Raw genomic sequence first — 22,408 nt, 5'->3', positions numbered from 1 at the left:
GGTTTCCCTTCTGTCAAACGCCTTCAGGAAGAGCCCCGCCGCAGGAACGTCCAGGGGCGGACGATCTCCCGGGCGGGCAGGGGCTCCTCGGCCTGGAGGCGGTCGAAGAGCAGGCGCACGACGTCGGTGTAGTCGTGTCTGAGCGGGCCGACGGTGCTGAGCTGCGGGTTACTGATGAGGCCCTCGTCGATGTTGCCGACGCCTATCACCGCGACGTCGCCGGGCACGCCCAGCCCGGCGTCTCTGGCGGCATTGATCACGCTGATCGCCGCCCGGTCGGACGCCGCGAAGATGGCGTCCGGCCGGTCGGGAGCACGCAGGAGCTCGGTGGCGGACTGATAGGCCGCCACGCGGTCGTCCGCGCCGGAGACGATGATCCGCCGGTCCACGCCGTGCCGGTCGAGGGCCGTCGTGTAGCCCAGCAGCCTGCCGGTGGGACGGTCTCGGTAGAGCTCCTCGCGGTGGGCCATGAAGGCGATGCGAGTCCGGCCCTCGGCCAGCAGGTGCTCGACCGCCTCTGTGCTGACCTGGGTCTCCGGTGTCCGTACGACGTCGCAGCCGTCCGGCACGCTCTCGTTGCGGACCACCACCATCGGCAGCCCGGTGGCGACGATCTCGGCCAGCAGGTCGTGGGTGAGGTGGTCACCGGTCTGATTGACCAGCGCGCCGTCGGCGATCCCGCTCCGCAGCACGTCGGCCGCAGCTCGCGCGCGGCCCTCGGAGTAGACGGCAAGCGTGATCACGGAGTAGCCGTGTACGTCGGCCATCTCGTGCAGGTCCCTGGCCAGTCGCTCGTCGCTGGGATTTCCGCCGAGCGAGGCCTGAACCAGGCAGACCCGCTGGGTCCGGCGCTTGCGCAGGCTCCTGGCCGCCTGGTTGGGCGTGTAGCCGAGCTGCCTGGCCGCGTCGAGCACCCGCTGCCTCGTCTCGGCGGCGACGGGACGGTCCCGGCCGCTGAGCACATAGGACACGGTCGCCACCGACACCTGCGCCAGCTCGGCGACCTGTCGCGCCGTGGGTCTCATGTTAGTCGAATAACATGGTATTTCCTATAGGGGAAATCGGTTTTTCGAGCGTCTTGACGTGGCATGATGATCGGCGCGTGGGTGGTCATCCCGGGCTCCCTCGCGTCAACGTTAAACGATTAACATCACCCGACCCTACTCCCGCCCTCCTGATCGGATCAACCTCCTGTCGTCCGGGACGCTCTTCCCTGGTGAGGTAGAGTTCGAGTACCGAGGACATTTCGTGCGTTGGCACTCAGGTCGGCGTCGCCCGCGGCGATCCGCGATTGTCGGCCTCCTCGTAGTGGGCCAGACAGGTCAGGCGACCATGAAGGCGTCCGTTCTTACTCATCTCAAGCCGCTGAGCGCTGTCGCTTCCGCGGTTCCCGCCATCGACTCCGAAATGCGGCTCAGTCTGAATCCCGTCCTGAGCCGGCGATCCGTGGTGGACGGGGCGTGGTGGCCCCACTCCCGCGACGCGGCCGCAGAGCTGCCCGGGCTCATTGCCGCCGTCGATCAGCGGCTCGACCAGACCACGTTGCGGGTCGGCGTGCGCAAGGACACGTGGGACCACATCCCGCGTCGTATCCCGGCACCAGGGCGCCAGATCAAGGTCGGCTGGTTCCGCAACACCGACCCTCACGTGATCACGTTGATCCTCGCGGGTGCCGAGCCGATCGTCCTGCTGGTCATCCCACCGGACACCGCGAGCGGGCCCGCTGAGGCCGCGCTCAAGCTCGGCGCTCAGGACACGACCGGACTGTGGCCGGTCGACCTCCTCACCATCGCCCGTCTGCCCGCCACACGCAGTGCCCGTCGGGCGGGCCAGGAAGTCTCGGACGAGCGGGAGAACGAGGGCGGGCACATCACCGACCAGGGGGCCGGTCCCGCGATCGGGTAGCCAGGAGTTCCCACCGGATCGCCGGGTCGGCGGCGTAGGCTGCTGGGCGTGGACCTCTCCCCGTCCAACGGCCCGACGTTGCAGGTCGCCCAGGCGTTCATCACCTTGGCCGACACGCTGGTCACCGGGTTCGACGTCATCGACTTCATGCACGGCCTGGCCGAGCAGTGCGTGCGACTCCTCGACGTCGACGCCGCCGGGCTGCTGTTCGCCGCCCCCGGTGAGAAGTTGCGGTTGGTGGGCGCCTCCAGTGAGCAGAGCCGGCTGCTGGAGCTGTTCCAGCTCCAAACCGACCAGGGTCCCTGTCTGGACTGTTTCGCGACCGGCCAGTCCGTGCACTGCGCCGACCTGGCCACGACGGAGACCATGCGGCGCTGGCCCCGCTTCGCCGAGCAGGCCCGCGTCAACGGGTTTCGCGCAGTCGACGCGCTGCCCATGCGGCTGCGCAACCAGGTGATCGGCGCGATGAACCTGTTCCGCCACGAGCCAGGCGAACTGGCGGCCCCCAGCGTCGCGCTCGCCCAGGCCCTGGCCGACATCGCCACCATCGGGCTGCTGCAGGAGCGCGCCATCCGGGAAGGCCAAATCCTGTCCGAACAGTTGCAGCACGCGCTCAACAGCCGGGTGGTGATCGAACAGGCCAAGGGCATGCTCAGCGAGCGTTACACGCTGCCGATGGAGCAGTCCTTCGCCGTGCTGCGCCAGCACGCTCGCGACCACAGCCGGCAGCTGACCGAACTCGCACGGGAGGTGGTCGCCCGCGCCGCCCACCCCGGCCTATCGCCCCTCCCTCCCGCCCCCTCGGCCGTAGACGCTGACCCGCCGCTGTGACACCCGGCGAGGCGTCAGCCCGGTAGGCGGACGGAAATCCGGACGGTGGTTCCGCCCGTGCCGCTGGAGAAGGTGACCACATCCATGCATACGCCGGCGAATGCACATCAATCGCGGTGATAACCGGACCGGTGATTGCTTGTTTCCCGCCCTCGCTATATGCGCGACAGTTGGCACGACAAGGAGAAAACATGACCGGCGACGGCCAGGCGACCGGGCGCCGCCGCGATCGTGATCGGGAGCAAGGTGCGGGAGCTCCTGAAGTTCCAGGTCGGTGACAGGTGGTGTACGCCGATAGCATGGTCCCCAGGCACCGAGTGTTCCTCCGATGTATCGGGGGACGCCAGCCACAATCCTGAGAGCGGGACGCAATATGAGTAGTCCTCGCAAAACCGAAGCCCCGGCCACGATGGAGTCCGCCCCGCCCACCGAGGTCGACGAGCGGGCCGAGCACGCGGCCAACGCGCAGTGGCTCAAGGACAACCCGGCTTCGATGCCGCAGGTGGCCGCGGGCCGCTGGGCCGTGTACAACAGCGCCGGCCACCTCCGCGGCCACCTCGTCGGCGACGGCCCGACCCGCGAGACCCGCTTCAAAGCGATCAACGCGGACAGCGACTGGATGCCCGCCGGCAGCGCGCGCTTCGGCATCACTCTGCACGACGCCGGGGCACACCTCCTCGACGGGGGCACGCACGGCGGCCTCGCCGAGGCAACGGACAACTGAGCGCCACTGAGCCGAGAGACTCGAGGATGGCCACACTCTGACGTCGCGGGCCGCGCCCCGCGACCTTCACCTGCTCGTTCCAGCGCCTTCAAAAGCGGAAGGAGACTTGAACGTATGAGCAGTGCACAGCTCCCGCCCGGCGAAACGAAGCCGGTGAGGTCGCTCAGGCGCCGGTTCACCGTGCGGCGCACCCGCGTCGGCGGGTGGTGGGTGGCATTGGTGGCCGGGACGCTCGTGCTCCTGCTTCTCCTGATCTTCGTCCTGCAGAACGGTCAGCAGGTCCAGATCTCCTTCCTCGGCTTGAGCGGAGTTCTCCCTTTGGGGGTGGCTATGCTGCTGGCGGCCATCGGCGGGATCGTCGCGGTGGCCATCCCCGGCACCGGCCGGATCCTGCAGCTACGCCGAGCTGCTCAGCAGGAGGTGGCGGGCCGGTCGCCGGCGCCGCCCGCCGAGCCTGCCCAGCCCCCGACACCGGAGATCCACAAGAACGCCCCTCAATGAGGGGAACCGGCTCCGGGTTATCAGCTGGCGAGATGAGTTGGGCGTGAACTGCCCGTTTCCTCCGGCTGCCGCGGCGCGTGCCCTGCAACTTCCACGGATGTCGGCTACCCCGACGCAGGAGAACCCCCATGAACGAACCCCATAACACCCCGACAAAACCAGCCATCATCCTCATCCACGGGCTGTGGCTGACACCGCGCGCCTGGGAGCAGTGGATCGAGCACTACACCCGACTCGGCCACGAAGTGATCGCCCCGGCCTGGCCGGGCATGGAGATCGAGGTCGAAGCCCTGCGCAAGTCCCCGGAGGTCATGAACGGTCTGGGCGTCACGGAGGTCGCCGACCACTACGAGGCGATCATCCGCGAGCAGACCCGGCCACCCATCATCATCGGCCACTCCTTCGGTGGCCTGGTCACCCAGATCCTGCTGGACCGTGGCTTGGGCGCCGCCGGCGTGGCCATCCACACGGCCCCCATCCAGGGCGTGCTGCGGTTGCCGATCAGCAGCCTGCGCGCGGCCTTTCCCGTCCTGTCCAACCCGGTCAACCGCTCCCGGACGGTGGCGCTGACCGCCAAGCAGTTTCACTACGCGTTCACCAACACGCTGAGCGAACCCGAGTCGGCGGTGATTTACCAGCGCTACCACGTGCCTGCCCCCGGCCGGCCGTTGTTCCAGGCCGCCACCGCCAACCTGCGGCTCCACTCAGCCACCAGGGTGAACGTCCAGAACGACACCCGTGCCCCGCTGCTCCTGATCGCCGGCGGCGCCGACCACACCGTGCCCGCCTCACTGGTCCGCCAGACCTACCAGCGCTACCGCAAGTCCCGTGCGGTCACCGGATACCACGAGTTCGCGCGCATGCCGCACTTCGTCCTCGGTGCTCCCCAGTGGGAGAGAGTCGCCGACCACGTGCTCCACTGGGCCGGGCGCGAGGCCGCGAAACACGCCAAGAAGAACGGCGTAGGCACGCCGTAGGTTTACGCGGCGCAGGGTGGGGAGGCGAGCCGCCTCCCCACCCTGCGCCGCGTGCCCGTTCGGTTACGCGTTGGGGCAGAACGCCGGGGCCGTGCCGTACGCGTACTGGAGGAAGTCCACCAGGTTGGCGGGCCAGGAGTTCCAGTCGTGGCCGCCGGTGCCGTAGCAGTACCGGTGGTCGACCCCCAGGCTGGTCAGCGTGGTGTCGAAGACGCTCGCGTACGCGCCGAGCATGGCCTCACCGGCCATCGGGGCGTCGGCATCGGCGTTGGTGTCGTAGGCGCACTCGGCCGGAGCCGGCTGGTGGCCGTTGGCGTACTCAGGTCGGTTGGGCGGGCCCGGAAGGTCCGCGCAGCCGCCCGCGTACAGGCCGAACTTGCCGCTGTACGGTGCGTACTTGCCTTCCGTCACCAGTTCGGCCGGGTTGGCGGACGGCCAGTCGTCGACCGTCGTGCCGTTCACGACGGCGGTGGTGTGCGGCCCGAACAGGGTGTCCAGCCGGTAGCGCCGCTGCTGGTCCTGGTCGAGCACCAGAATGCCGTTCTCGTACTTGTTGACGCGGTACACCCCCCGATCCAACAGGTTGATCGCCGCGCCGGACAGCCACATGGAGTTGGAGATCGTCCGCTGGGCGGCCGGGGCCCGCAGGTCGGTGCCGGGGGAGATGGCGCCGATGACCGAGAACACGTCGGGGTGCGCGGCGGCGTACTTGAGCGTGCCGAAGCCGCCCATCGAGATCCCGGCCAGCCCGCGCCCGGATCGGTCGGCGATGGTGTTGAAGTTGGCGTCGATCCACGGGATGAGTTGCGAGATGAGGTACGTCTCCCACTTGGGCGAGAAATATCCGTCCGTGCGGCCGGCCCAGTCGCTGTACCAGCCGGTCATCCCGCCGGTCGGCATCACCACGATGCCGTCATAGGCGGGCACGGAGGCCATGAGGGACACCAGATCGGCCTTCGTCGTCCACTCGTCGTAGTTGTCCCCGCCGCCGTTGATCAGGTAGAGCGAGTGGTAGCGGGCGCTCCTGTCCGGGTCGTAGTCGTCGGGCAGGTAGATCCGTACGGTGATCGGCTGGGCCAGCGGGCTGATCGCCGGAGTGCCGCCGGACGCCTGGAAGATCGCCGTGGAGGTCATCGTGACGTCCCGCAGCTCGGATCCGTCGGCCTGCGGGTGCCGGTCCACGCGTACGCAGGCGATGCCGTAGCCGTCGGCAAGGGGCAGGGTCGTCGAACACGTCTCAGCCTGGGCCGCGGCTGCCGGGACCACGACCACTCCGGCGATCAGCAGTAATCCGGCCAGCGCACGCGCCAACCAGCGTGGGGAACGTCGCATCACTTCTCCTCCAAAGCGGGCCCTCAGGGGAAACCGCGCCTCAAGCTACGAAGCGACGTCGTTTTGCGCGTCAACCGCCGGTTTGAGATAGAGGTCAACCTTTTATCCGCAAGACCGCTCCGGGATACAACTCCCGCGGTAGTTCGACCGTTACACCTCTTTTGAGTGGGTCTTGCCTGTTTCGTCAAGTCGGCCTTCACTGATCTCCATACCGGTGATCCAGGAGGAGCCGATGCGTGGCTTACGGGCGTCCGCAGTCGTTGTGGCGATCGTTCTTCTTACGACATCCCTGACCGCGGGGACGTCCGTCCCCGCGGTCGCCGGGCCGTCCGATCCGGAGCCGGCCTCGCTGGTCACGCTCTCGGTGCCGGACCAGGCCACGATGGAGCGGCTGGTGGCCTCAGGGGCCGACCTGACCGAGCGGGTACGGCCGCAGGCGGACGGCAGCATCCAGATCGACGCCGTCGTCACACCGACCCAGCTGGCAGGGCTCGGTTCGCTCGGCGCCACGTTGGCGTCCGGCACACCGGCCCAGAAGACGCCGAAGAGCGGCGCCGCGCAGGACCAACTGGTCATCGAGCGGGCGGTCTGGTTCAAGTCCCGCGACGGGTACTTCCTGTCGGTCGAGGCGTCCAGCAACGCCGGGGCGGCGGCCGTGCTCAGCGCGAGCTGGACGGGCAGACGCGGCTCCAGCGGGCAGGCGGCGCTGGTGCCGTACGTCGACGCGGGCGCGTACCTGGGTCACCAGCTCAGCACTCCGGTGCCGGCCGAGAACCAGCCGCAGTGGATCACCGTCACGTCGGCGGCCGGTGGCAAGGCGGAGGCGCGGGTCAAAGAGTGGCCCGACGGCGAGCGGCCCGATCGCACGGGTCCCGGCTACCAGAAGGACTTCGTCAGCCAGTACATGCCGCCGACGCAGCTCAACGAGCGGGTCAAGGCATTGCACCAGCGCTTCCCCAAGCTCACCGACATCATCACGCTGCCGAACCCGACCAACGGCTACCGGCGGCACGCCCAAGCCCTGATCGGTACCGTGCCCGGCGCCGCCGTCGTGGTCACCTCGAACGCCTACGGCTCCGAGGGCGGCAACGACCTGGCCATCGAGCTCGTCAACCCCGGCGCCGCCGACCGGCCGTTACAGGTGACGGTGAACGGCAAGCAGCTCACGGTCAGCCTGGCGACCGACGGCTCCGGCACGCCTGCCAGCACCGCGGCACAGGTGGTGGCGGCGATCAACGCGACACCGGGCAGCGCCGTCAAGGCCGCGACCTACCGCACGGACGCGGGGCTGGGCGTCATGGCGCCGGTGCCGCTCACCCAGCTGAGCGACTTCCTCAAGGCGCCGGCCGGCGTCTCCCGCGCGCCGTGGCGGGTGCTGGCGCTGCGCGTCGGCGTCCATCGTGACGGCTCGCGTACCGGGGTGCTCGCCTACGCCCAGGAACACGCCCGGGAATGGGTGGGGCCGCTGGTCACCATCGAGGCGGCCGAGCGGCTGCTGCGCAACTACCCGCGCGACGCGGCGACGCGCGAACTGCTGAACCGCACCGACATCTTCATCGTCCCCACGGTCAACCCCGACGGCGCCAACTACAGCTTCTACGACTTCAACTCCCAGCGTAAGAACATGACCAACCACTGCCCCGCGCAGCAGTCCGACCCGGCGCTCCGCGACACCTGGGGCGTGGACGTCAATCGCAACTACGCCGTGGGATCGCTGTCCGACGGGTACTTCGGCGCCTCGGCCAACTGCCAGAGCGGTACGTTCGCCGGGCCCGCCGAACATTCCGAGCCTGAGAGCCGCAACGTCGTCTGGCTGGCGCGGACGTACCGCAACATCAAGTTCGCGATGAACGTCCACAGCTACGGCGGGTACTTCATGTGGCCGCCCGGCGCTTACAAACTCGACGGCCGGGTCACCCTGCCCCGGCCCACGGCCCGGCAGGAGGCGTACTTCCTGCGCTCGGCCCGCACCATCGAGCAGGCCATCGCCGCCGAACGCGGCACGGTCACCTGGCCCCAGCAGACCGGGCCGGTGACCGACGTGCTGTATTCGGCGGCGGGCAACTCCGCGGACGAGCTCTGGTACGACCACGGCATCTTCGGGTGGGACTTCGAGGTCGGCAGCGACCTGTGGAACCCCACCACCCGCAAGTGGGAGGGAGTGGGCTTCCAGCCGCCGTTCAGCGAGGGGCACGCGGAGGCGATGGAGTTCGCCTCCGGCCTCATTTCGCTGATCGGGGTCGCCGCCGACTATCGAGAACCCTGACCGTTGTCAGCCGATCACCCGCGCCACCGCCGGAATCCGCCGGAGCACCAGCCAGTCGAGCAGCAGCACGACCGCCATGGTGATGCCCGCGAGCGGGAACAGCAGGCCGAGCGCCGCCATGATGGCGATCACTCCGTACGTGGTCCGCCTGTTGGTGGCGCGGGCCGGCGCCCCGGCGCGCCCGCGCGGGCGGCGCTTCCACCACATCCACGCGCCGGTGACCACGAGCATGATGAGGGCCAGGCAGGCGGCGAGCATGACGAGCAGGTTGGCGGTGCCGTAGCGGCGGCCCTCGTGCAGGGCGATGCCCTGTTCGACGGCTTTGGCCATGATGCCGTACTCGGCCCAGCCGTAGGAGACCAGCACCCGGCCGCTGTACTGGTCGATGTGGAGCGTCTGGGCCGCGGCCGGGTCGCGGCGGTTGTCGGTCACGATGGTGTAGACGCCCTTCGCGTCAGCGGGGAGGAGGATCTTGATGTCGCATTCGGCGGGCCGGCAGTCGCGCAGGACCGGGCGGGCGGCGGCCAGGGCCCGCTCGATGGGCAGGGCGCCCCGTTGCAGCACGCCGCCGGCGCTCTCGTGCGCGGCGTGGCCGTCGGACTGCGGTACGGGGAGCCGTTCGGCCGACCAGGGCACCTTGGCGTCGGGGTTGGTGGACAGGTCTCCGGAGAGCGTCGAGGTGTGCGGGAAGGCGTCCGCGCTGGGATAGGTCGAACCGGTGCTGTCCTGGATGCGCTGCAGGCCGTCACCCCACACGCCCGACCAGGGCAGGCCGGAGAGGACGAGGAAGACGACCGCAGCCCCGGCGCCGACTCCGGTGAGGGTGTGCAGGCGGCGCAGCCGGCCGCGGCCCGACCGCTTGGCCCGCTTGTGGGTACGGCGGCCGCTCCACCACAGGTACGTGCCGGTGGCGATGAGGATCAGCGCCCAGCACGCGGCGATCTCGACGACCCGGTCGCCGATGGTGCCCGACATCAGCTCGCCGTGGATGGTGCGTACGACACGCATGAAGGTGGTGGCGTCGTCGATCTGCCCGACCACCCGGGACGTGGACGGGTCGACGTAGACCGAGATGCCCTGGGCCCACGGCCCGGTGTCGGCGCCCTGAAGGATCACCCGGGTGGTCCGGTCCGGGGCGGTGGGCGGAATGACCGACATGACGGCCGCGCCGGGCCGGGCCTGGCGGGCGGCCGCGACCTGCTCCGACAGGGGCCGGGCCGTGGTCACGGGTGCGGCGAGCGTACGGACGTCGGCGTAGTGCCACGCCTCGAACGGCTCCTTGAACAGGTAGATCGATCCGGTCACGGCGAGGACGAGCAGGACGGGGGCGACGAACAGCCCGGCGTAGAAATGCCAGCGCCAGACGACGCGGTAGCGCTGGGACGAGAGGACCGGGGTGGGCTGGCTGGTTTCCGGCCGTACCTCTACAGAGGTCATGAACTTCTCCGTTCCGGAGACGCGCACGCCGAAGGCGCGCGAACAGCGGGGACGGTCATGACCGGACGCACGCTCACGCGGCGAAGACTCACGATCACGGCGGATACCGCGGTCGTCGTACGGTGACGAGCATGGCGAGGGCCGCGGTCGTCGTACGGTCGTGTTCGCGGTAAGGCGCCGTACGGTCATGACGGACCGGACGTGCGGTTTCCCGGGTACGACGGCGATCCACGCGGTCATACCCGGCGACACACGGAGCCGGTAATGATCAGCGGAGCAGCGCGACAGCGTCGCCTGCCTACTGAGGCGGCCCCCGGCGGCACAGCGCCCAGGCCAGCACCTGGGACGCGCGGATGGCGGGCGCGACCGCCACGACCGGCGCCACGCGGCGCGTCGTCGCGGGTGGCGCGAGCACGTCGGTGAGCGGCCGCCACAGGTCGCGGAGCGAGCAGGCCAGCAGGAACAGGAGGGTGGCCAGCGCCGTCTCGCCGCGCTCCAGCCACCAGGCCGACAGCGTCGCGACCAGCACGTGCGCCGTCAGCATCCCGAGCCCGGCGGACAGCCCGCCTTCGTGGTGTCCCGTCAACGGGACGCCCGAGCCGAAAAGATGGTGCATGCCGTACTGCGCGGCGAAGGAGGCGGCCAGCAGCGTCCCCATACTCCGCCGCCGGCGCGCGAGGACGTACGCCCCCGCGCCTGTCATGGCGGTGGCGGCGGCGACGATTCCCAGCCCGGCGCGCGGGCCACCGGCCAGCACGTGCATGCCGAGCGCGGCGTACACGCAGACGACCGCGAACACCGCGGCGCGCACGACGCGGCCGGCGGGTCCGATCTGATCGGCGCTCACATCGTCAGATACGGCCCGGCCGGGGTTCTGGTTCGATGGATCAGAGGTTGTCGATGCGGCGGCCGGTGACCTGCTGCGGGCTGATGCGGATGTACAGGTGGCGTTCGCCGCCCGCCCAGGGGGTGACGGTGACCTCCGGCAGTTCGTCGGGAGGTATGTGGTGGGCGGGGCCCTGGACGAGCACGCTCCAGCCCTCGCGCTGGGCCTCGTCGATCTGGTCCACCTCGAAGCCGACCTTGATCTCCACGCCTTCCAGGCCGGTACGCAGGTCCTGGTCCATGGGGCCGCCCGAGGCGGTGCGGAAGACGATGGAGCCCTCGTGCACCTGGTAGTTGACGGGCAGCACGGTCGGGCCGTGGGAGCCGTTGAAGGCCACCCGGCCGATGCCGCCGGGCTCGATCAGCTTGAGGCATTCCTCGCGGTCCAGGCTCTTCAGCCTCGGAGCCATCCTGGCCCGGCCACGGCCCGGTGGCCGGTCGACGCCGCCGCCGAGGAGATCTTCGACACTGGTCTCCAAAGCTCCGGCCAGCCGGTACATGGCTTCCGCGGTGGGGGTGCCGGGGTGTTCCTCCAGGTACTGGAGGTAGCCGGGTGACATGTCAGCGCGGTCGGCGACCTGTTCGAGGGTCAGACCGAGCCGCTCGCGATGATGGGCGATGCGACGCCCGAGGTCGCCGGTGGCTGCCATGATCGTCTCCTAGTCCTGTGGTGTCCTTCTTCCTTCCCGGATCGTGGCCTTTTAGCAGGTCAAAGGTGGCTTAGAGTCCCTTGGCCGGCGAATTAGGGACTTTCGGCGCTGCCGAGACCGGCCGCCGCGGAGGAACGTGAGATGGGAAAGCGAGGTACGAACAATGACAATCCTGGTCAAGGACGTCATGGGCCGCGTGGCCATCGCCGTCCTCGAAGACTCGTCGTTCCTCGACATCGTCGCGGCCATGGAGCGCTACGCGGTCGGGGCGGTCACCGTGATCGACGCCGAGAGGCGGCCCGTGGGCGTGGTCTCCGAGGACGACCTGCTGCTCAAGGAGACGGACCCGGTGCGGCACAGCGTCTCGATGTTCGAGTCGCGCACGCGGCGGCAGGAGCATCAGAAGGCGGCCGGCGTGAAGGCGGCCGAGCTGATGACCACGCCGGCGATCACCGTCACCCCCGACACGTCCGTCCGTGACGCGGCGCGGTTGATGCACGACAAGCACATCAGGCAGGTGCCGGTGGTCGACCCGGCCACCGGGCACATCTGCGGCACCCTGCACCAGAGGGACGTGCTGCGGGTCTTCGTCCGCCCGGCCGCCGACGTGCTCGCCGACATAGCCGCGCTGCTCCCGGACCGCGAGGCGTTCTCGATCGAGGTCGACAAGGCCGTCGTGACGATCGGCGGGAAGGTGCGGCGCAAGTCGCAGACCGTGGCGCTGGTGGCGAGGATCCGCGAGGTCGAGGGGGTGGTGGACGTCGTCTCCGAGCTGACCTACGACACGGAGGACCTCATCGTCACCCCGCCACTGCTGTAAGAGCCTGGGAAAGTCGAGTCAGGCGCCGCCCCAGACCGGGATGTCGATGACGTCGTCGTGTTTCCAGCTCAGCTCGTCACGTACGGCCACCACGCCGTCGACGCCCTCGGCCATCCGGACGGCGGCGATGGCCTCGGTGTGCTTGCTGACGACAGGTCGCGGCGGCTGACGATGCCGACGAGTCCGCCGTCGGCGTCCACGACGGGCAGCCGCTTGACACCATGACGGTCCATCAGCCGGGCGGCGAGCACGATGGGGGAGTCAGGCGTGGTGACGTGGGCGGCGGAGGTCATCACGTCGGCGACGGTCATGGTCATGGCGATCACCTCGGGTGTCTGAGGGGTTCCGGTGCCTTCATCACAGCTCCGGGGCCGGGTGTCCGGTAGGGCCGTAAGTCCCGGGCGGGTGGTCGCTTCAGGGCCGAAGGTCCCGGTACGGCGGGCCGTACGGCACTGCCTCCGAGACCGCGAAAGGAGTGTGCTCAAGCCATAAGAAAAACCAGGGAAAGAAAGGGGACCGTCATGACCAGCGCCGCCAACCCCGTCATGAACACCGAACTCAGCGAGACGGCGCGCCGCCCGGTCGACTACGTCTGGGCGGTCGCCCGGATCTCGATCGGCTGGATCTTCCTGTGGGCGTTCCTGGACAAGACCTTCGGCTGGGGTTTCGCAACCCCAGCCAAGAACGCCTGGCTCTCGGGCGGCAGCCCGACGACCGGGTTCCTCAAGGGCACCGGCGAGAACGCGCTCGGCGGCTTCTTCTCCGGCCTGGCCGGGCAGCCGTGGGTGGACTGGCTGTTCATGCTCGGCCTGCTGGGCATCGGCGCCGCGCTCATCCTGGGCGTCGGCCTCCGGATCGCCGCCGTCACCGGCACTCTCATGCTGGTCCTGATGTGGGCGGCCGAGCTGCCCCTGGCCAACAACCCGTTCATGGACGAGCACATCATCTACTCCATCGTGCTGATCGGCCTGGCGCTCGCGAACGCCGGAACCACCCTCGGACTCGGCCGGTCGCCGATCATCCAGCGCAACCCGTACCTGCGGTAGCTCCCGGCCGCGCCACGCCCACCCTCGCCCGCAGGGTGGGCGTCGCGCTTGCCCCGCGCAAGGGGCCAAGGTCCTGACCTGGGAGGACGTTTGGCGCTAGGCCAGCTGATTGGAGGGCGATGTCATGGGAAGGGGGCGGTGAAGGGGGCGAAACGTGATCATCGTCGGGGTGGACGGCTCGCGAGCGGGGCTCGAGGCCGCCGGATGGGCTGCCATGGAGGCCGCGCTGCGAGAGGTGCCACTGACCGTGGCGCACGCCATGCCGGGATGGGTCTGCGAGGCCCAGTCGGGCCGCTACGCGGCGGTGGCCAAGTGGATGCGCGACGGTGGCGCGATGGTGCTGGCCGCGGCCGAGGAGCGGGCCCACCGCGAACAGCCGAAGATCAGCATTACGACGGTGCTCCTGCCCGGCGATCCCCGAGTCGCCCTGATCAAGGCGGCGAACGAGGCCGAGCTGCTGGTCATCGGCAGCCACGGACTCGGGGGAGTGCGCGGGCTGTTGGTGGGGTCCGTGGCGTACGGGGTGGCCGGGCATGCCCCATGCGACGTGGTCGTCGTACGGCAACTGCCGGCTCAGTCCCGTGGCGAGCTGGTGGCGGCGGTGGATGGCTCGCCGGAGTCCCGCCGCCGGGTGCTGGACTTCGCCTTCGCCGAGGCGGGGCTGCGTGGTGCGAGCCTGCGGGTCGTACATGCTTGGCGGGGGTTCGAGGCCACGGAGCCCGCGGAGCCCGCGGAGCTCTCGGACAGGGCTGAGCGGGGCGGGCGGCTCGTACTGCGCGACGTGCTGGCGGCATATCGCGAAGAGCATCCAGAGATCGACGTGATCGAGGAGGCCGTGCGTGGCCACCCCGTCGAGGTGCTGCGTCAGGGCGCCGAGGGTGCCGACCTGCTCGTGGTCGGGTCGCACGGGTACGGCGCCTTCGCCGGGCTGGTCATGGGCTCGGTCAGCCAGGCCATGCTGCACCACTCCCCGTGCCCCCTGGCCGTGGTCCGGAGCGGGATGCGACATTCATGAATTGCAGATGTTTGCAGCTTTTCATTGTTTGATGATGACGGAGCTGCCCAGCGGGATACGGGACAGGATGCGCAGGGCGGGGGCTGGGACGCGCACGCAGCCGTGACTGATCTCTCGGCCGAACACGGATCTGTCCGGCCAGCCGTGCACGGCGATCGTGCCGGGTCCGCCGCTGAAGGTGCGGAGAACTCTCGAGTGCGTGCCCAGTGGCAGCATGCGTGGGCTGTACGTCGCATGCTTGGGAATCAGTGAGGCGAGCAAGAACGTCCGGCCCAATGGCGTGGGCGTTGACGGGGCGCCTACGGCGACCTTCCACCGTCCCAGCTCGCGAGCGGACTGGAACACCGTGAGCCGGTGAGCGGACAAGTCGATGCGCACGTCGTAGGCGCTGTAGGCATTCCGCAATCCGCCGCCTGCTTCATAGATCCAGCCTGTCGACCGGTTCGGCCGGCTCGGCAGCAGAACGCGTGCCCACCCTGCTCGCTTCTCCACCACGGGCACCCACGTCGGGCCGCCCAGTGTCCTGGTCGGCAATATCGCCACCGGCGGTCCGCCGGGGTGGGCGTAAACCACCTGTGGCTGTTCGGGGTGCGTCACGTGTCCTTTTGCCGGGGCGAAGGGCGTGGCATCTTTCGGTGCCCCGCGCAATTTCGCGTAGGTCGTGGCACGCGGCAACTGCGCCAGTTGTTCGGCCGACACCGGTGCCGGGAGGACCTGTTGGCGAGGCACGGCGGCCGGTGGTGCTTGCTGTGGGGGTGGCGTGGTTGTTCCGCAGGCCGTAGCCAGGATTATCGGGGCGGCCAGGGCCGTGCTCCAGGCGATCGGCTTGTCGACGCCAAATCGATCAGGCAAGGAAACCTCCAATAGGAGACCAATTTTTTTCGTTGACATGAAACGCGATCCTCGGCTTGCGACCAGCAGTCTACGTATGGCACTGGCGACCTTAATTCATGCGGCCATCGCACTCCCGGGACAAGTCTGTTTATTTGACGACCTGAGGCTTAGCCAATAAGTGATAGGGGCTTTATTTTCCTTTTCCTGGCCGGCTGTGGCGATGCGCGGGCGCTGTCATCCGAGTGCTCTCATGAGTGGAGGGAAGGAGGGGCCGTATGTTCATCGATCTCACTGGGGAGACCGCGCTGGTCACGGGATCCACGCAGGGCATCGGGGCGGCCATCGCGGGTGGCCTGGCCCGGGCGGGTGCGCGTGTCGCGGTCAATGGCCGTACGTCCGCCACTGTCGAGGAGGCCGCCGGCCGGATCCGGAGCGAGGTGCCGGAGGCGGACGTGATCCCGCTGGCCGCCGTCCGTCTCACCCGCGCCTACCTGCCTGGGATGAAGGCGCGTTCGTGATCTGCCGTGGCCGCAGGCGCAGCGCGAGTTCATGCGGCGGCACCGCCCGCAGTCGCTGCTTCAGCGCCTCATCGAGCCCGAGGAGATCGCCAACATGGTCGTCTACCTCAGCTCGCCGTACGCCTCGGCCACCACTGGTGGCGCGATTCGCGTCGACGGCGGCTACGTCGACGCGATCCTTCCTTAGCGCGGGCCGTCCTTCCCGCTTTCGGGGCCTCTTTGGGAAAAGTCTGTTTATCGGGTGGCTTGTGAATTTGGCGGAAAACTGATAGAGGCTTTGCTTTTCTTTTGCCGGTCGGCACTCTGAGATCGTTGATCTCTACGGATAGCATGCCGAATTGCGAGGCAGGGATCTTCGGCTGGTTGGGGGTCCCATGGCTCGGACGGTTTGGCCACTGCACTTGTGGCAGTCGGCTGTATCCGGCGTGCTCTCCTATAGGAAAGATTCGCTAAATGGAAGTAGTCTGTGGTCGTTCGCGACGGGTCTCTCTGCTCGCGGGGGCTTTCGTACTCATCCTCGCCGGGGCTTTGCTAGCCGCATTGCAATCCAGTGCGAAGGCCGCCGAATCGCAGGCGGGTCTCGCAACCGCCGGGAAATTCGCGGTCCTGGCCGGGACCACGGTCACGAACACCGGTTCAAGCATCATCGCCGGTGATCTGGGCGTGAGTCCGGGCAGCGCGGTGACCGGACTCGCGCCGGGCCGGCTGGTCGGGGCGCGGCACGCGGCCGACGCCGTGGCACTCAAAGCACAGGCCGACCTGGCCGCCGCCTACAAGAAAGCCCGTCGAACCCCGGTAAAGCGCGTCTCAGGCGACCTCGATGACAGGACGCTGGTCCCGGGCATCTACAAGTCCACGTCCTCGCTCGAACTGAACGGCACGGTCACCCTCGACGCCGAGGGCGATCCCGACGCCGTCTTCATCTTCCAGATCGCCTCCACGTTCGTGACCGCCTCAGCCAGCGAGGTCATCCTTACCGGCGGTGCTCAGGCCTGTAACGTGTTCTGGCAGGTGGGCAGCTCGGTGACGCTGGGCGCGAACTCCACCTTCATGGGCACCGTCCTTGCGCTCTCATCGATCTCGGTGACAAGCGGTACGACGGTCGATGGCCGGGTGCTGGCTTGTAACGAGCAGGTGAGCCCGACCGCGATCATCAAACACGGCTGCGCTCCCGCACCCACGGTGACACCGATGGCGCCATCGTCGGCGTGTCCGAGGGCGGTTTCGTCGGGGTGTCCGGTGGTGCCGTCTCCGGCGTGTCCGATGGCGGTTTCGTCGGGGTGTCCCATGGCACCGTCTCCGGCGTGTCCCGAGGCGGTTCCGGCGGGATGCCCGATGGCACCGTCTCCGGCGTGTCCGATGGTGGCTTCGTCGGGGTGTCCCATGGCACCGTCTCCGGCGTGTCCCGAGGCGGTTCCGGCGGGGTGTCCGATGGTGACGCCGACTGGGAGTTCGACGGCGGTGATGGCGGGCAAGCCGACGGTGGGGCCGACGGTCACTCCGACCGCTTCCACGGCTGCTTCCTCGAAGGCGTGTCCATTGGTGGCCCCGCCGGCGTGTCCCGATGGGGGGCTGGCGGTCGCACCGGCTGGTACGCCGCCGGTGATCCGCACGCTGACGCCAATGGCGACGCCCAAAGCGACCCCTAAGGTGACGCCCAAGGCGACCCCGATGGCGACGCCCAAGGCGACCCCGAAGACGGCTCCCATGGCGACGCCCCTGGCGATCCCGAAGGCGACGCCCCTGGTCATCCCGAAGATGACGCCGGTGGTCACGCCGAAGGTGACGCCGGTGGTGACCCCGAAGGTGGCTCGCCCGTCGCCGCCCGTGGTGGGTCCGGCGCTGGCGCCGACTGTCAGGCCAACGGTGACCCACACACCGAGGCCGACGTCGACGGTGACCCGCACACCGACACCGACGCCGATGGTGACCCGCACGCCGACGCCGACGCCGACGGTGACCCTGACACCCGCGTCGTCGGCGACCAGGATCGAACTGGACCCTGGTCACCGCCATCACCATCATCACCACCATCATCACCACTGCGGCCACCGTCACCACTGCAGGTTCGAACCGGCGCCCGTCCCGGTCCCGGTCGACACGGATCTGCCTGTGGCCGGCTGACGATTCCGTTTCAGTGCGATGCGCGGGATGACCAGGCCTGCTGAACTCAGCCCGCTGTAAGGCGCGACAGGGCGGCTGGTCGCCTCCGCGAGTGTCAAGATCGGCGCCGGTGTGCCTGAGCACACCGGCGCCGATCTGTCGTTACGCCCGTACCGATGGCGACGACCTCCGGCCTGCCGATCAGGCCGTACCGACGAAGCGGGGATCAGCGCGAACCAGGAGCGACCAGCGGCTCTCGGTCAGGGAACCGGGGTGAGGGGTGGCTTGTCGTTCAGGACGGCGATGATGTTGTCCACGGCGAGGTCGATCATGCGGGCTCGGGTGGCCTCCGTGGCCGAGCCTACATGTGGGAGCGCCACCACCCGTTCGTGTTCCAGCAGAGGGTCGCCGACGCCGTTGCGTGGTTCGCGGTCGAACACGTCCAGGCCCGCCGAGTGGAGGCGGCCGGCCCGCAGGGCGGCGAGGAGGGCCGATTCGTCGAGGACGCCGCCGCGGGCGGTGTTGACGAGGGTGGCGGTGGGTTTCATCGACGCGAGTTCGGCCGCGCCGATCAGGTGGCGGGTCTGCTCGGTGAGCGGTACGTGTAGCGACACCACATCGCTGGTGCTCAGGAGCTTGTCCAGGGACACCGCCCGGGAGAGCGCGTCGTCGGGTTTGCGGGACAAGGTGTGCTGGACGGTCATGCCGAACCCGACCGCCCGGCGGGCCACGGCCTGCCCGATCTCGCCGTAGCCGATGAGGCCCAGGCTCGCTCCCGTCACGTCGAGACCGAGGTAGGCGTCCAGCCGGCTCTCGGTCCATCTGCCGGTTCTGAGCCTGTCCGCCGCGGCGAGCAGGCCCCGCCGTGCCATCAGGATGAGGGCGAAGGCGAGGTCGGCGGTGGTCTCGTGCAGGACGCCCGGGGTGTTGGTGACGATGATGCCGCGGGACCGCGCGGTGGCGACGTCGGTGCCGTCGTAGCCGGCGCTCGGCAGCGCCAGTACGCGCAGCCGCTCGCCCGCTTCGAGCACCGCCGCGTCGACGCGGTCGGAGTTCTGGCACAGCAGCGCGTCCGCGCCGGTGAGGAGGTCGCGTAGTTGGTCAGGCGTCGGGTTCACGTCCTCGGTCCAGCGGCGTACCTCGGCGAACTGGCCGAGCCGTTCGAGGCCGGTGCCCGGCAGGGTCGGTCGGGTGACCGCCACGATCGGCGCCATCAGTGAACCTCCAAGTCGCGCGGCACCTTCGGTGCCACCGGTGAATCCTTCTGGTCAAGTAGTATCTTGCAGGCCCCGGCCAACCGCACCGGGGCCTGCATATCGCTCCTTATCCTCCCAATGAGCCCACGCGTGAAACGCCCGCGCCGGAGAAGGGCATGTGCTCGTCTTCGACGTACTGCGGGAACGGCTGGTAGACGTTCGCGCCGGGGCGGCCGCGGAGCAGCAGCGCGGAGACGAACGGCTGCTCGTCGCTGGTGATCCGGGTCGAGGTCGGGATGTAGCGGATGGTCAGCCCACAGCGGCGCTTGGGGGAGGTGTTGGCGTTGGAGCTGTGCAGGATGTTCGGGTGGTGCACCTCCACATCGCCGGGCGACAGCACCAGGTCCACGGCCTTGGACTCGTCCACGGTCACCGCGCTCTCCGAGCCGAGCACGTTCTCGATGTCGTCGCGCTGCCGCAACTCGTGCAGGGCTTCCCGGTGTGAACCGGGGATCACCCGCATGCAGCCGTTCTCCGGGGTGGACTCGTCGACGGCCAGCCAGAGCGTGATCACCCGCATCGGCTCCAGCGGCCAGTAGGCGCCGTCCTGGTGCCACAGGACCGCCTTGCCGGAAAAGGGCGGCTTGCTGATGTAGTGCGAGGCGAACAGCGCGAGATCCGGGCCGAGAAAGAGCTCGGCGATGTCCAGCAGCCGATCGTCGCCGACCAGCCGCACCCAGAACGGGTCGCCGGCGACCAGCTCGGTGCCCAGGTCCTCGCCGTTGAGGTCGGGGTGCTTGGCCTGGAGCCAGGCGACGTGGTCGCTCGCCTCGGCGATCAGTCCGGGGTCGAGGACGTTCCGGAAGATGGTGTAGCCGTCGCGGTCGTAGTCCTGAAGGGTCTGGCCGACTTCCTTGATCACGATGTGCTCCTGTGACAACAAAACGGACATCGATCTGGATTCTTCGGCCTCTGTGCCACGACTTACTAGCACTCGCCGCTCCATAACTATTAATTTCCTGACATGGCGACTGTGCTGCGCTGGGTGGATTTCGCGTACGGACTGCCGTACCACGCGGCGCTGGTGCCGGTGAGCGGCGGCCGTCGCGACCGGCCCGAGCCGCACAGTCACGCCGATTTCCACGAGTTCGTCTTCGTGACCGCCGGGGCCGGCGTGCAGCGCGTCGGCGAGACGGAGCAGAAGCTGCGGGCGGGTGATGTGGTGCTGGTCCGGCCGCATGACCGGCACGAGTTCGCAGGGGAGGCGGCCGACGGGATGCGCTTCATCAACATCGCCTTCCCCAGTGAGCGCTGGCGCGCCTTCGCCGATCTCGCCGGGCTGGCGGGCACGGCGGACTGGGATCGGCGCGACCTTCCCCTGACGGCGGGCACGGATCCGGAGGGGCCGATCGCGGCGGAGTTCGTCCGTGTGCTGGCCGCCTATTCCGGCGTGCCCCGCGTGCTCGACCTGGTCGGACTGTGGACGGCGGTGGTCCCGCTCCTGGAACGGGCCGATGGCACGGCCGTGGACCAGCGGCCGGGCTGGCTGGTGGCGGCCTGCGTCGCGATGAGCCGCGAGGAGAACCTGCGCGAGGGGCTGCCCCGGCTGCTGGCGATGGCCGCGGTCAGTCCGGGGCATCTGGCCCGCTCCATGCGTACGCACTACAGCTGCACCCCGATCGCCTTCGTCGCCCGGCGCAGGCTGGAGCACGCCGCCCTGCTGCTGACCACGACGACGGAGGGCATCGGCCCGATCGCCCAGCGCTGCGGTTTCTCCGGCCAGTCGTACTTCGGCCGACTCTTCCACGACAAGTACGGCATGGCGCCCCGCGACTATCGGGAGGCCACCCGGCGTGCGGTGGTTCCCGCGGCGACCCTGGACACCCCACACATCAAGTGATTAGATGACTTCACTTGGGCGAAGGACGCACAGTGCGGCGGTTCGCTCCACCCCAGCGGACGCGATCATGCGCTCCCCACAGACGTTCAGGTAAGTCACCCCCCAAGATCGAACAGGAGGCCGGGCATGATCCGGTCGCGTCTTCTGCGTATGGCCGCCATCTGCGCCACCATCACCCCTCTCGCCCTCACGGGCTGCTCCTCCGGCGACACGCCGAAGGGGGCCGCCAAGACCGAGCTGAAGCTGTACAACGACAAAGGCGCCTGGAGCAAGTACTTCGACGAGATGGGCGCCCTGTCCAAGCAGCAGATCGGCCTGTCGATGAAGCCGGTCGGCTATACCGACGAGCCGACGTACCAGGCGTTCATCAAGGCGTCCTTCCGCACCAACGTGAAGCCCGACCTGTTCACCTGGACGACGGGCGGCAGCCTGGCCGAGGTCGTCGCCCAGAAGCAGCTCGCGGAGACGACCGCGCTCTGGCAGGAGGCCATCAAGAACGGCGACCTCTCGGCGGACCTGGCGAAGTACTACACAGTGGGCGGGAAGCAGTACTGCGTGCCGCTGAACGCCGCCTACTGGGGGATGTTCTACAACAAGAAGGTCTTCGACAAGTACGGCCTCAAGCCCCCCACCACGTGGGACGAGCTGATCAAGATCGCTGACACGCTGAAGAAGAACGGCGTGCCCGCGTTCTACCACACCTCGGTGCTGTTCTCCTTCGTCTGGTTCGAGCAGCTCCTCGCCGGCACCGACCCCGACCTGTACGACCGCCTCTCCACCGGCCAGGCGAAGTACACCGATCCGGGCGTGGTCGAGGTGATGAAGCGGTGGAAGTCGATGATCGACGCCGGCTACTTCAACAACCCCGGCGACAAGACCGATCCGGGTGACGTCCTCAAGACCGGCAAGACCGCGATGGTGTCGTTCGGCACGTGGTTCAACACGAGCATGACGCAGCGTGAGATGAAGGCCGGCACCGACTACGGCTTCTTCACGATCCCGAACGTCACCCCCACGCTGCCCAAGACCTCGATGATCTTCGAGAGCGGCCCGTTGTGCTCGCTGGCCAAGGCGCCCGATCCAGCGGCCAGTACGAAATACCTCAAGTGGTGGGTGACCCCGGCCGCGCAGGAGAAGTGGGCCACCACGAGGGGAGACGTCTCGGCCAACCCCAAGGTCACCATCAGCGACGCGGCCATCGCTGAGGTCAGCAAGGCGGCGGGCAGCGGACAGTACCGCCTGGTCAACCGCTACTTCGAGGCCACCCCGCCGCCCGTGCTCACCGCCGCGCTGGACGGTTTCAGCGCCTTCGTCGTCAAGCCGGACGGCTACCAGAAGGTCCTTGAGGACATCCAGCGCGCCGCCGACGAGTACTGGAGCACGCACAAGCCGAGCAGCTGAGATCGCGACCGGCCGGTCCTTGTACGAATTCTGTACGCCGAAGTCGCACGCTTGATCAACAGCGGAT

Annotated in this window: 21 protein-coding genes and 1 pseudogene; 13 read left to right on the top strand and 9 right to left on the bottom strand. The window is 68.8% G+C overall.

Going from position 1 to position 22,408, the window contains the following annotated elements:
- Positions 1-23: 23 nt before the first annotated feature.
- Entirely contained in the window at positions 24-1,025 is a 1,002-nt protein-coding gene (locus ACGFNP_RS36860; protein WP_358317948.1) for a LacI family DNA-binding transcriptional regulator, read from the bottom strand.
- Positions 1,026-1,407: 382 nt separating this feature from the next.
- Here ACGFNP_RS36860 and ACGFNP_RS36855 point away from each other — a divergent pair, with 382 nt between their 5' ends.
- From ACGFNP_RS36855 to ACGFNP_RS36835, 5 genes are all read left to right on the top strand, one after another.
- A complete protein-coding gene (locus ACGFNP_RS36855) occupies positions 1,408-1,905 on the top strand; it encodes a DUF5994 family protein (RefSeq protein WP_358317949.1) in 498 nt (165 codons plus the stop codon).
- 48 nt (positions 1,906-1,953) lie between these two features.
- Positions 1,954-2,736 (top strand): GAF and ANTAR domain-containing protein, encoded by a 783-nt coding sequence (locus ACGFNP_RS36850; RefSeq protein ID WP_393326659.1) that lies wholly within the window; start codon positions 1,954-1,956, stop codon positions 2,734-2,736.
- A gap of 373 nt (positions 2,737-3,109) precedes the next feature.
- Positions 3,110-3,460, top strand: coding sequence for a hypothetical protein (locus tag ACGFNP_RS36845; protein WP_358317952.1), 351 nt, complete (start codon positions 3,110-3,112; stop codon positions 3,458-3,460).
- 114 nt (positions 3,461-3,574) lie between these two features.
- Positions 3,575-3,961, top strand: coding sequence for a lipopolysaccharide assembly protein LapA domain-containing protein (locus ACGFNP_RS36840; RefSeq protein ID WP_393326656.1), 387 nt, complete (start codon positions 3,575-3,577; stop codon positions 3,959-3,961).
- 128 nt (positions 3,962-4,089) lie between these two features.
- Positions 4,090-4,938 carry an alpha/beta hydrolase gene (locus ACGFNP_RS36835; RefSeq protein WP_358317954.1) on the top strand — a complete coding sequence of 283 codons (849 nt, stop codon included), beginning with the start codon at positions 4,090-4,092 and terminating at the stop codon, positions 4,936-4,938.
- A gap of 63 nt (positions 4,939-5,001) precedes the next feature.
- Here the strand turns inward: ACGFNP_RS36835 and ACGFNP_RS36830 are convergent, their stop codons facing one another.
- Positions 5,002-6,270, bottom strand: a complete 1,269-nt coding sequence (locus ACGFNP_RS36830; RefSeq protein WP_393326654.1) for an alpha/beta hydrolase — start codon at positions 6,268-6,270, stop codon at positions 5,002-5,004.
- Between the two features lie 232 nt (positions 6,271-6,502).
- Between ACGFNP_RS36830 and ACGFNP_RS36825 the strand changes: the two genes are divergently transcribed.
- Positions 6,503-8,536, top strand: a complete 2,034-nt coding sequence (locus ACGFNP_RS36825) for a M14 family zinc carboxypeptidase (RefSeq protein WP_393326652.1) — start codon at positions 6,503-6,505, stop codon at positions 8,534-8,536.
- A gap of 6 nt (positions 8,537-8,542) precedes the next feature.
- Here the strand turns inward: ACGFNP_RS36825 and ACGFNP_RS36820 are convergent, their stop codons facing one another.
- The 3 genes from ACGFNP_RS36820 to ACGFNP_RS36810 all read right to left on the bottom strand — a co-directional run bounded on the left by ACGFNP_RS36820 (position 8,543) and on the right by ACGFNP_RS36810 (position 11,508).
- Positions 8,543-9,973, bottom strand: a complete 1,431-nt coding sequence (locus ACGFNP_RS36820; protein ID WP_393326649.1) for a PepSY-associated TM helix domain-containing protein — start codon at positions 9,971-9,973, stop codon at positions 8,543-8,545.
- Positions 9,974-10,271: 298 nt separating this feature from the next.
- Entirely contained in the window at positions 10,272-10,820 is a 549-nt protein-coding gene (locus ACGFNP_RS36815; protein WP_358317958.1) for an MFS transporter, read from the bottom strand.
- Between the two features lie 40 nt (positions 10,821-10,860).
- Positions 10,861-11,508: a helix-turn-helix domain-containing protein gene (locus ACGFNP_RS36810; protein ID WP_393326646.1), complete on the bottom strand. Its 648-nt coding sequence runs from the start codon at positions 11,506-11,508 to the stop codon at positions 10,861-10,863.
- Positions 11,509-11,671: 163 nt separating this feature from the next.
- On the opposite strand from ACGFNP_RS36810, the gene ACGFNP_RS36805 reads away from it, so the two are divergent.
- The gene (locus ACGFNP_RS36805; RefSeq protein WP_358317960.1) at positions 11,672-12,328 is read left to right on the top strand and encodes a CBS domain-containing protein; all 657 of its coding nucleotides are present in this window, start codon (positions 11,672-11,674) and stop codon (positions 12,326-12,328) included.
- Between the two features lie 68 nt (positions 12,329-12,396).
- Here the strand turns inward: ACGFNP_RS36805 and ACGFNP_RS36800 are convergent, their stop codons facing one another.
- A complete protein-coding gene (locus ACGFNP_RS36800; protein WP_358317961.1) occupies positions 12,397-12,645 on the bottom strand; it encodes a CBS domain-containing protein in 249 nt (82 codons plus the stop codon).
- A 204-nt stretch (positions 12,646-12,849) separates the two neighbouring features.
- Here ACGFNP_RS36800 and ACGFNP_RS36795 point away from each other — a divergent pair, with 204 nt between their 5' ends.
- Together ACGFNP_RS36795 and ACGFNP_RS36790 are read left to right on the top strand one after the other, a co-directional pair.
- Complete coding sequence (locus tag ACGFNP_RS36795) at positions 12,850-13,374, top strand: hypothetical protein (RefSeq protein WP_358317962.1); 525 nt, start codon at positions 12,850-12,852, stop codon at positions 13,372-13,374.
- Between the two features lie 154 nt (positions 13,375-13,528).
- Entirely contained in the window at positions 13,529-14,389 is an 861-nt protein-coding gene (locus ACGFNP_RS36790; protein ID WP_393326643.1) for a universal stress protein, read from the top strand.
- Between the two features lie 21 nt (positions 14,390-14,410).
- Here the strand turns inward: ACGFNP_RS36790 and ACGFNP_RS36785 are convergent, their stop codons facing one another.
- Positions 14,411-15,280, bottom strand: a complete 870-nt coding sequence (locus ACGFNP_RS36785; protein ID WP_393326640.1) for a L,D-transpeptidase — start codon at positions 15,278-15,280, stop codon at positions 14,411-14,413.
- A gap of 218 nt (positions 15,281-15,498) precedes the next feature.
- On the opposite strand from ACGFNP_RS36785, the pseudogene ACGFNP_RS36780 reads away from it, so the two are divergent.
- Together ACGFNP_RS36780 and ACGFNP_RS36775 are read left to right on the top strand one after the other, a co-directional pair.
- Positions 15,499-15,928 (top strand): annotated as a pseudogene (locus ACGFNP_RS36780) (SDR family oxidoreductase).
- A gap of 266 nt (positions 15,929-16,194) precedes the next feature.
- Complete coding sequence (locus ACGFNP_RS36775; protein ID WP_393326637.1) at positions 16,195-17,865, top strand: ice-binding family protein; 1,671 nt, start codon at positions 16,195-16,197, stop codon at positions 17,863-17,865.
- A 239-nt stretch (positions 17,866-18,104) separates the two neighbouring features.
- Here ACGFNP_RS36775 and ACGFNP_RS36770 read toward each other — a convergent pair whose 3' ends face one another.
- On the bottom strand, positions 18,105-19,058 hold the full coding sequence (locus ACGFNP_RS36770) for a D-glycerate dehydrogenase (RefSeq protein WP_358317968.1): 954 nt from the start codon (positions 19,056-19,058) through the stop codon (positions 18,105-18,107).
- A gap of 109 nt (positions 19,059-19,167) precedes the next feature.
- Positions 19,168-19,962, bottom strand: a complete 795-nt coding sequence (locus ACGFNP_RS36765; protein WP_358317969.1) for a phytanoyl-CoA dioxygenase family protein — start codon at positions 19,960-19,962, stop codon at positions 19,168-19,170.
- A gap of 102 nt (positions 19,963-20,064) precedes the next feature.
- On the opposite strand from ACGFNP_RS36765, the gene ACGFNP_RS36760 reads away from it, so the two are divergent.
- Together ACGFNP_RS36760 and ACGFNP_RS36755 are read left to right on the top strand one after the other, a co-directional pair.
- On the top strand, positions 20,065-20,940 hold the full coding sequence (locus ACGFNP_RS36760) for an AraC family transcriptional regulator (RefSeq protein ID WP_393326633.1): 876 nt from the start codon (positions 20,065-20,067) through the stop codon (positions 20,938-20,940).
- A gap of 126 nt (positions 20,941-21,066) precedes the next feature.
- A complete protein-coding gene (locus ACGFNP_RS36755) occupies positions 21,067-22,341 on the top strand; it encodes an ABC transporter substrate-binding protein (RefSeq protein ID WP_393326630.1) in 1,275 nt (424 codons plus the stop codon).
- The last annotated feature ends 67 nt before the right edge of the window (positions 22,342-22,408 follow it).

Source organism: Nonomuraea sp. NPDC049269, from assembly GCF_043197155.1.
In the GTDB taxonomy this organism is placed as follows: Bacteria; Actinomycetota; Actinomycetes; order Streptosporangiales; family Streptosporangiaceae; genus Nonomuraea.
Note: the sequence above shows the minus strand (reverse complement) of the source record. Positions and strands in the feature narration are given on the sequence as shown.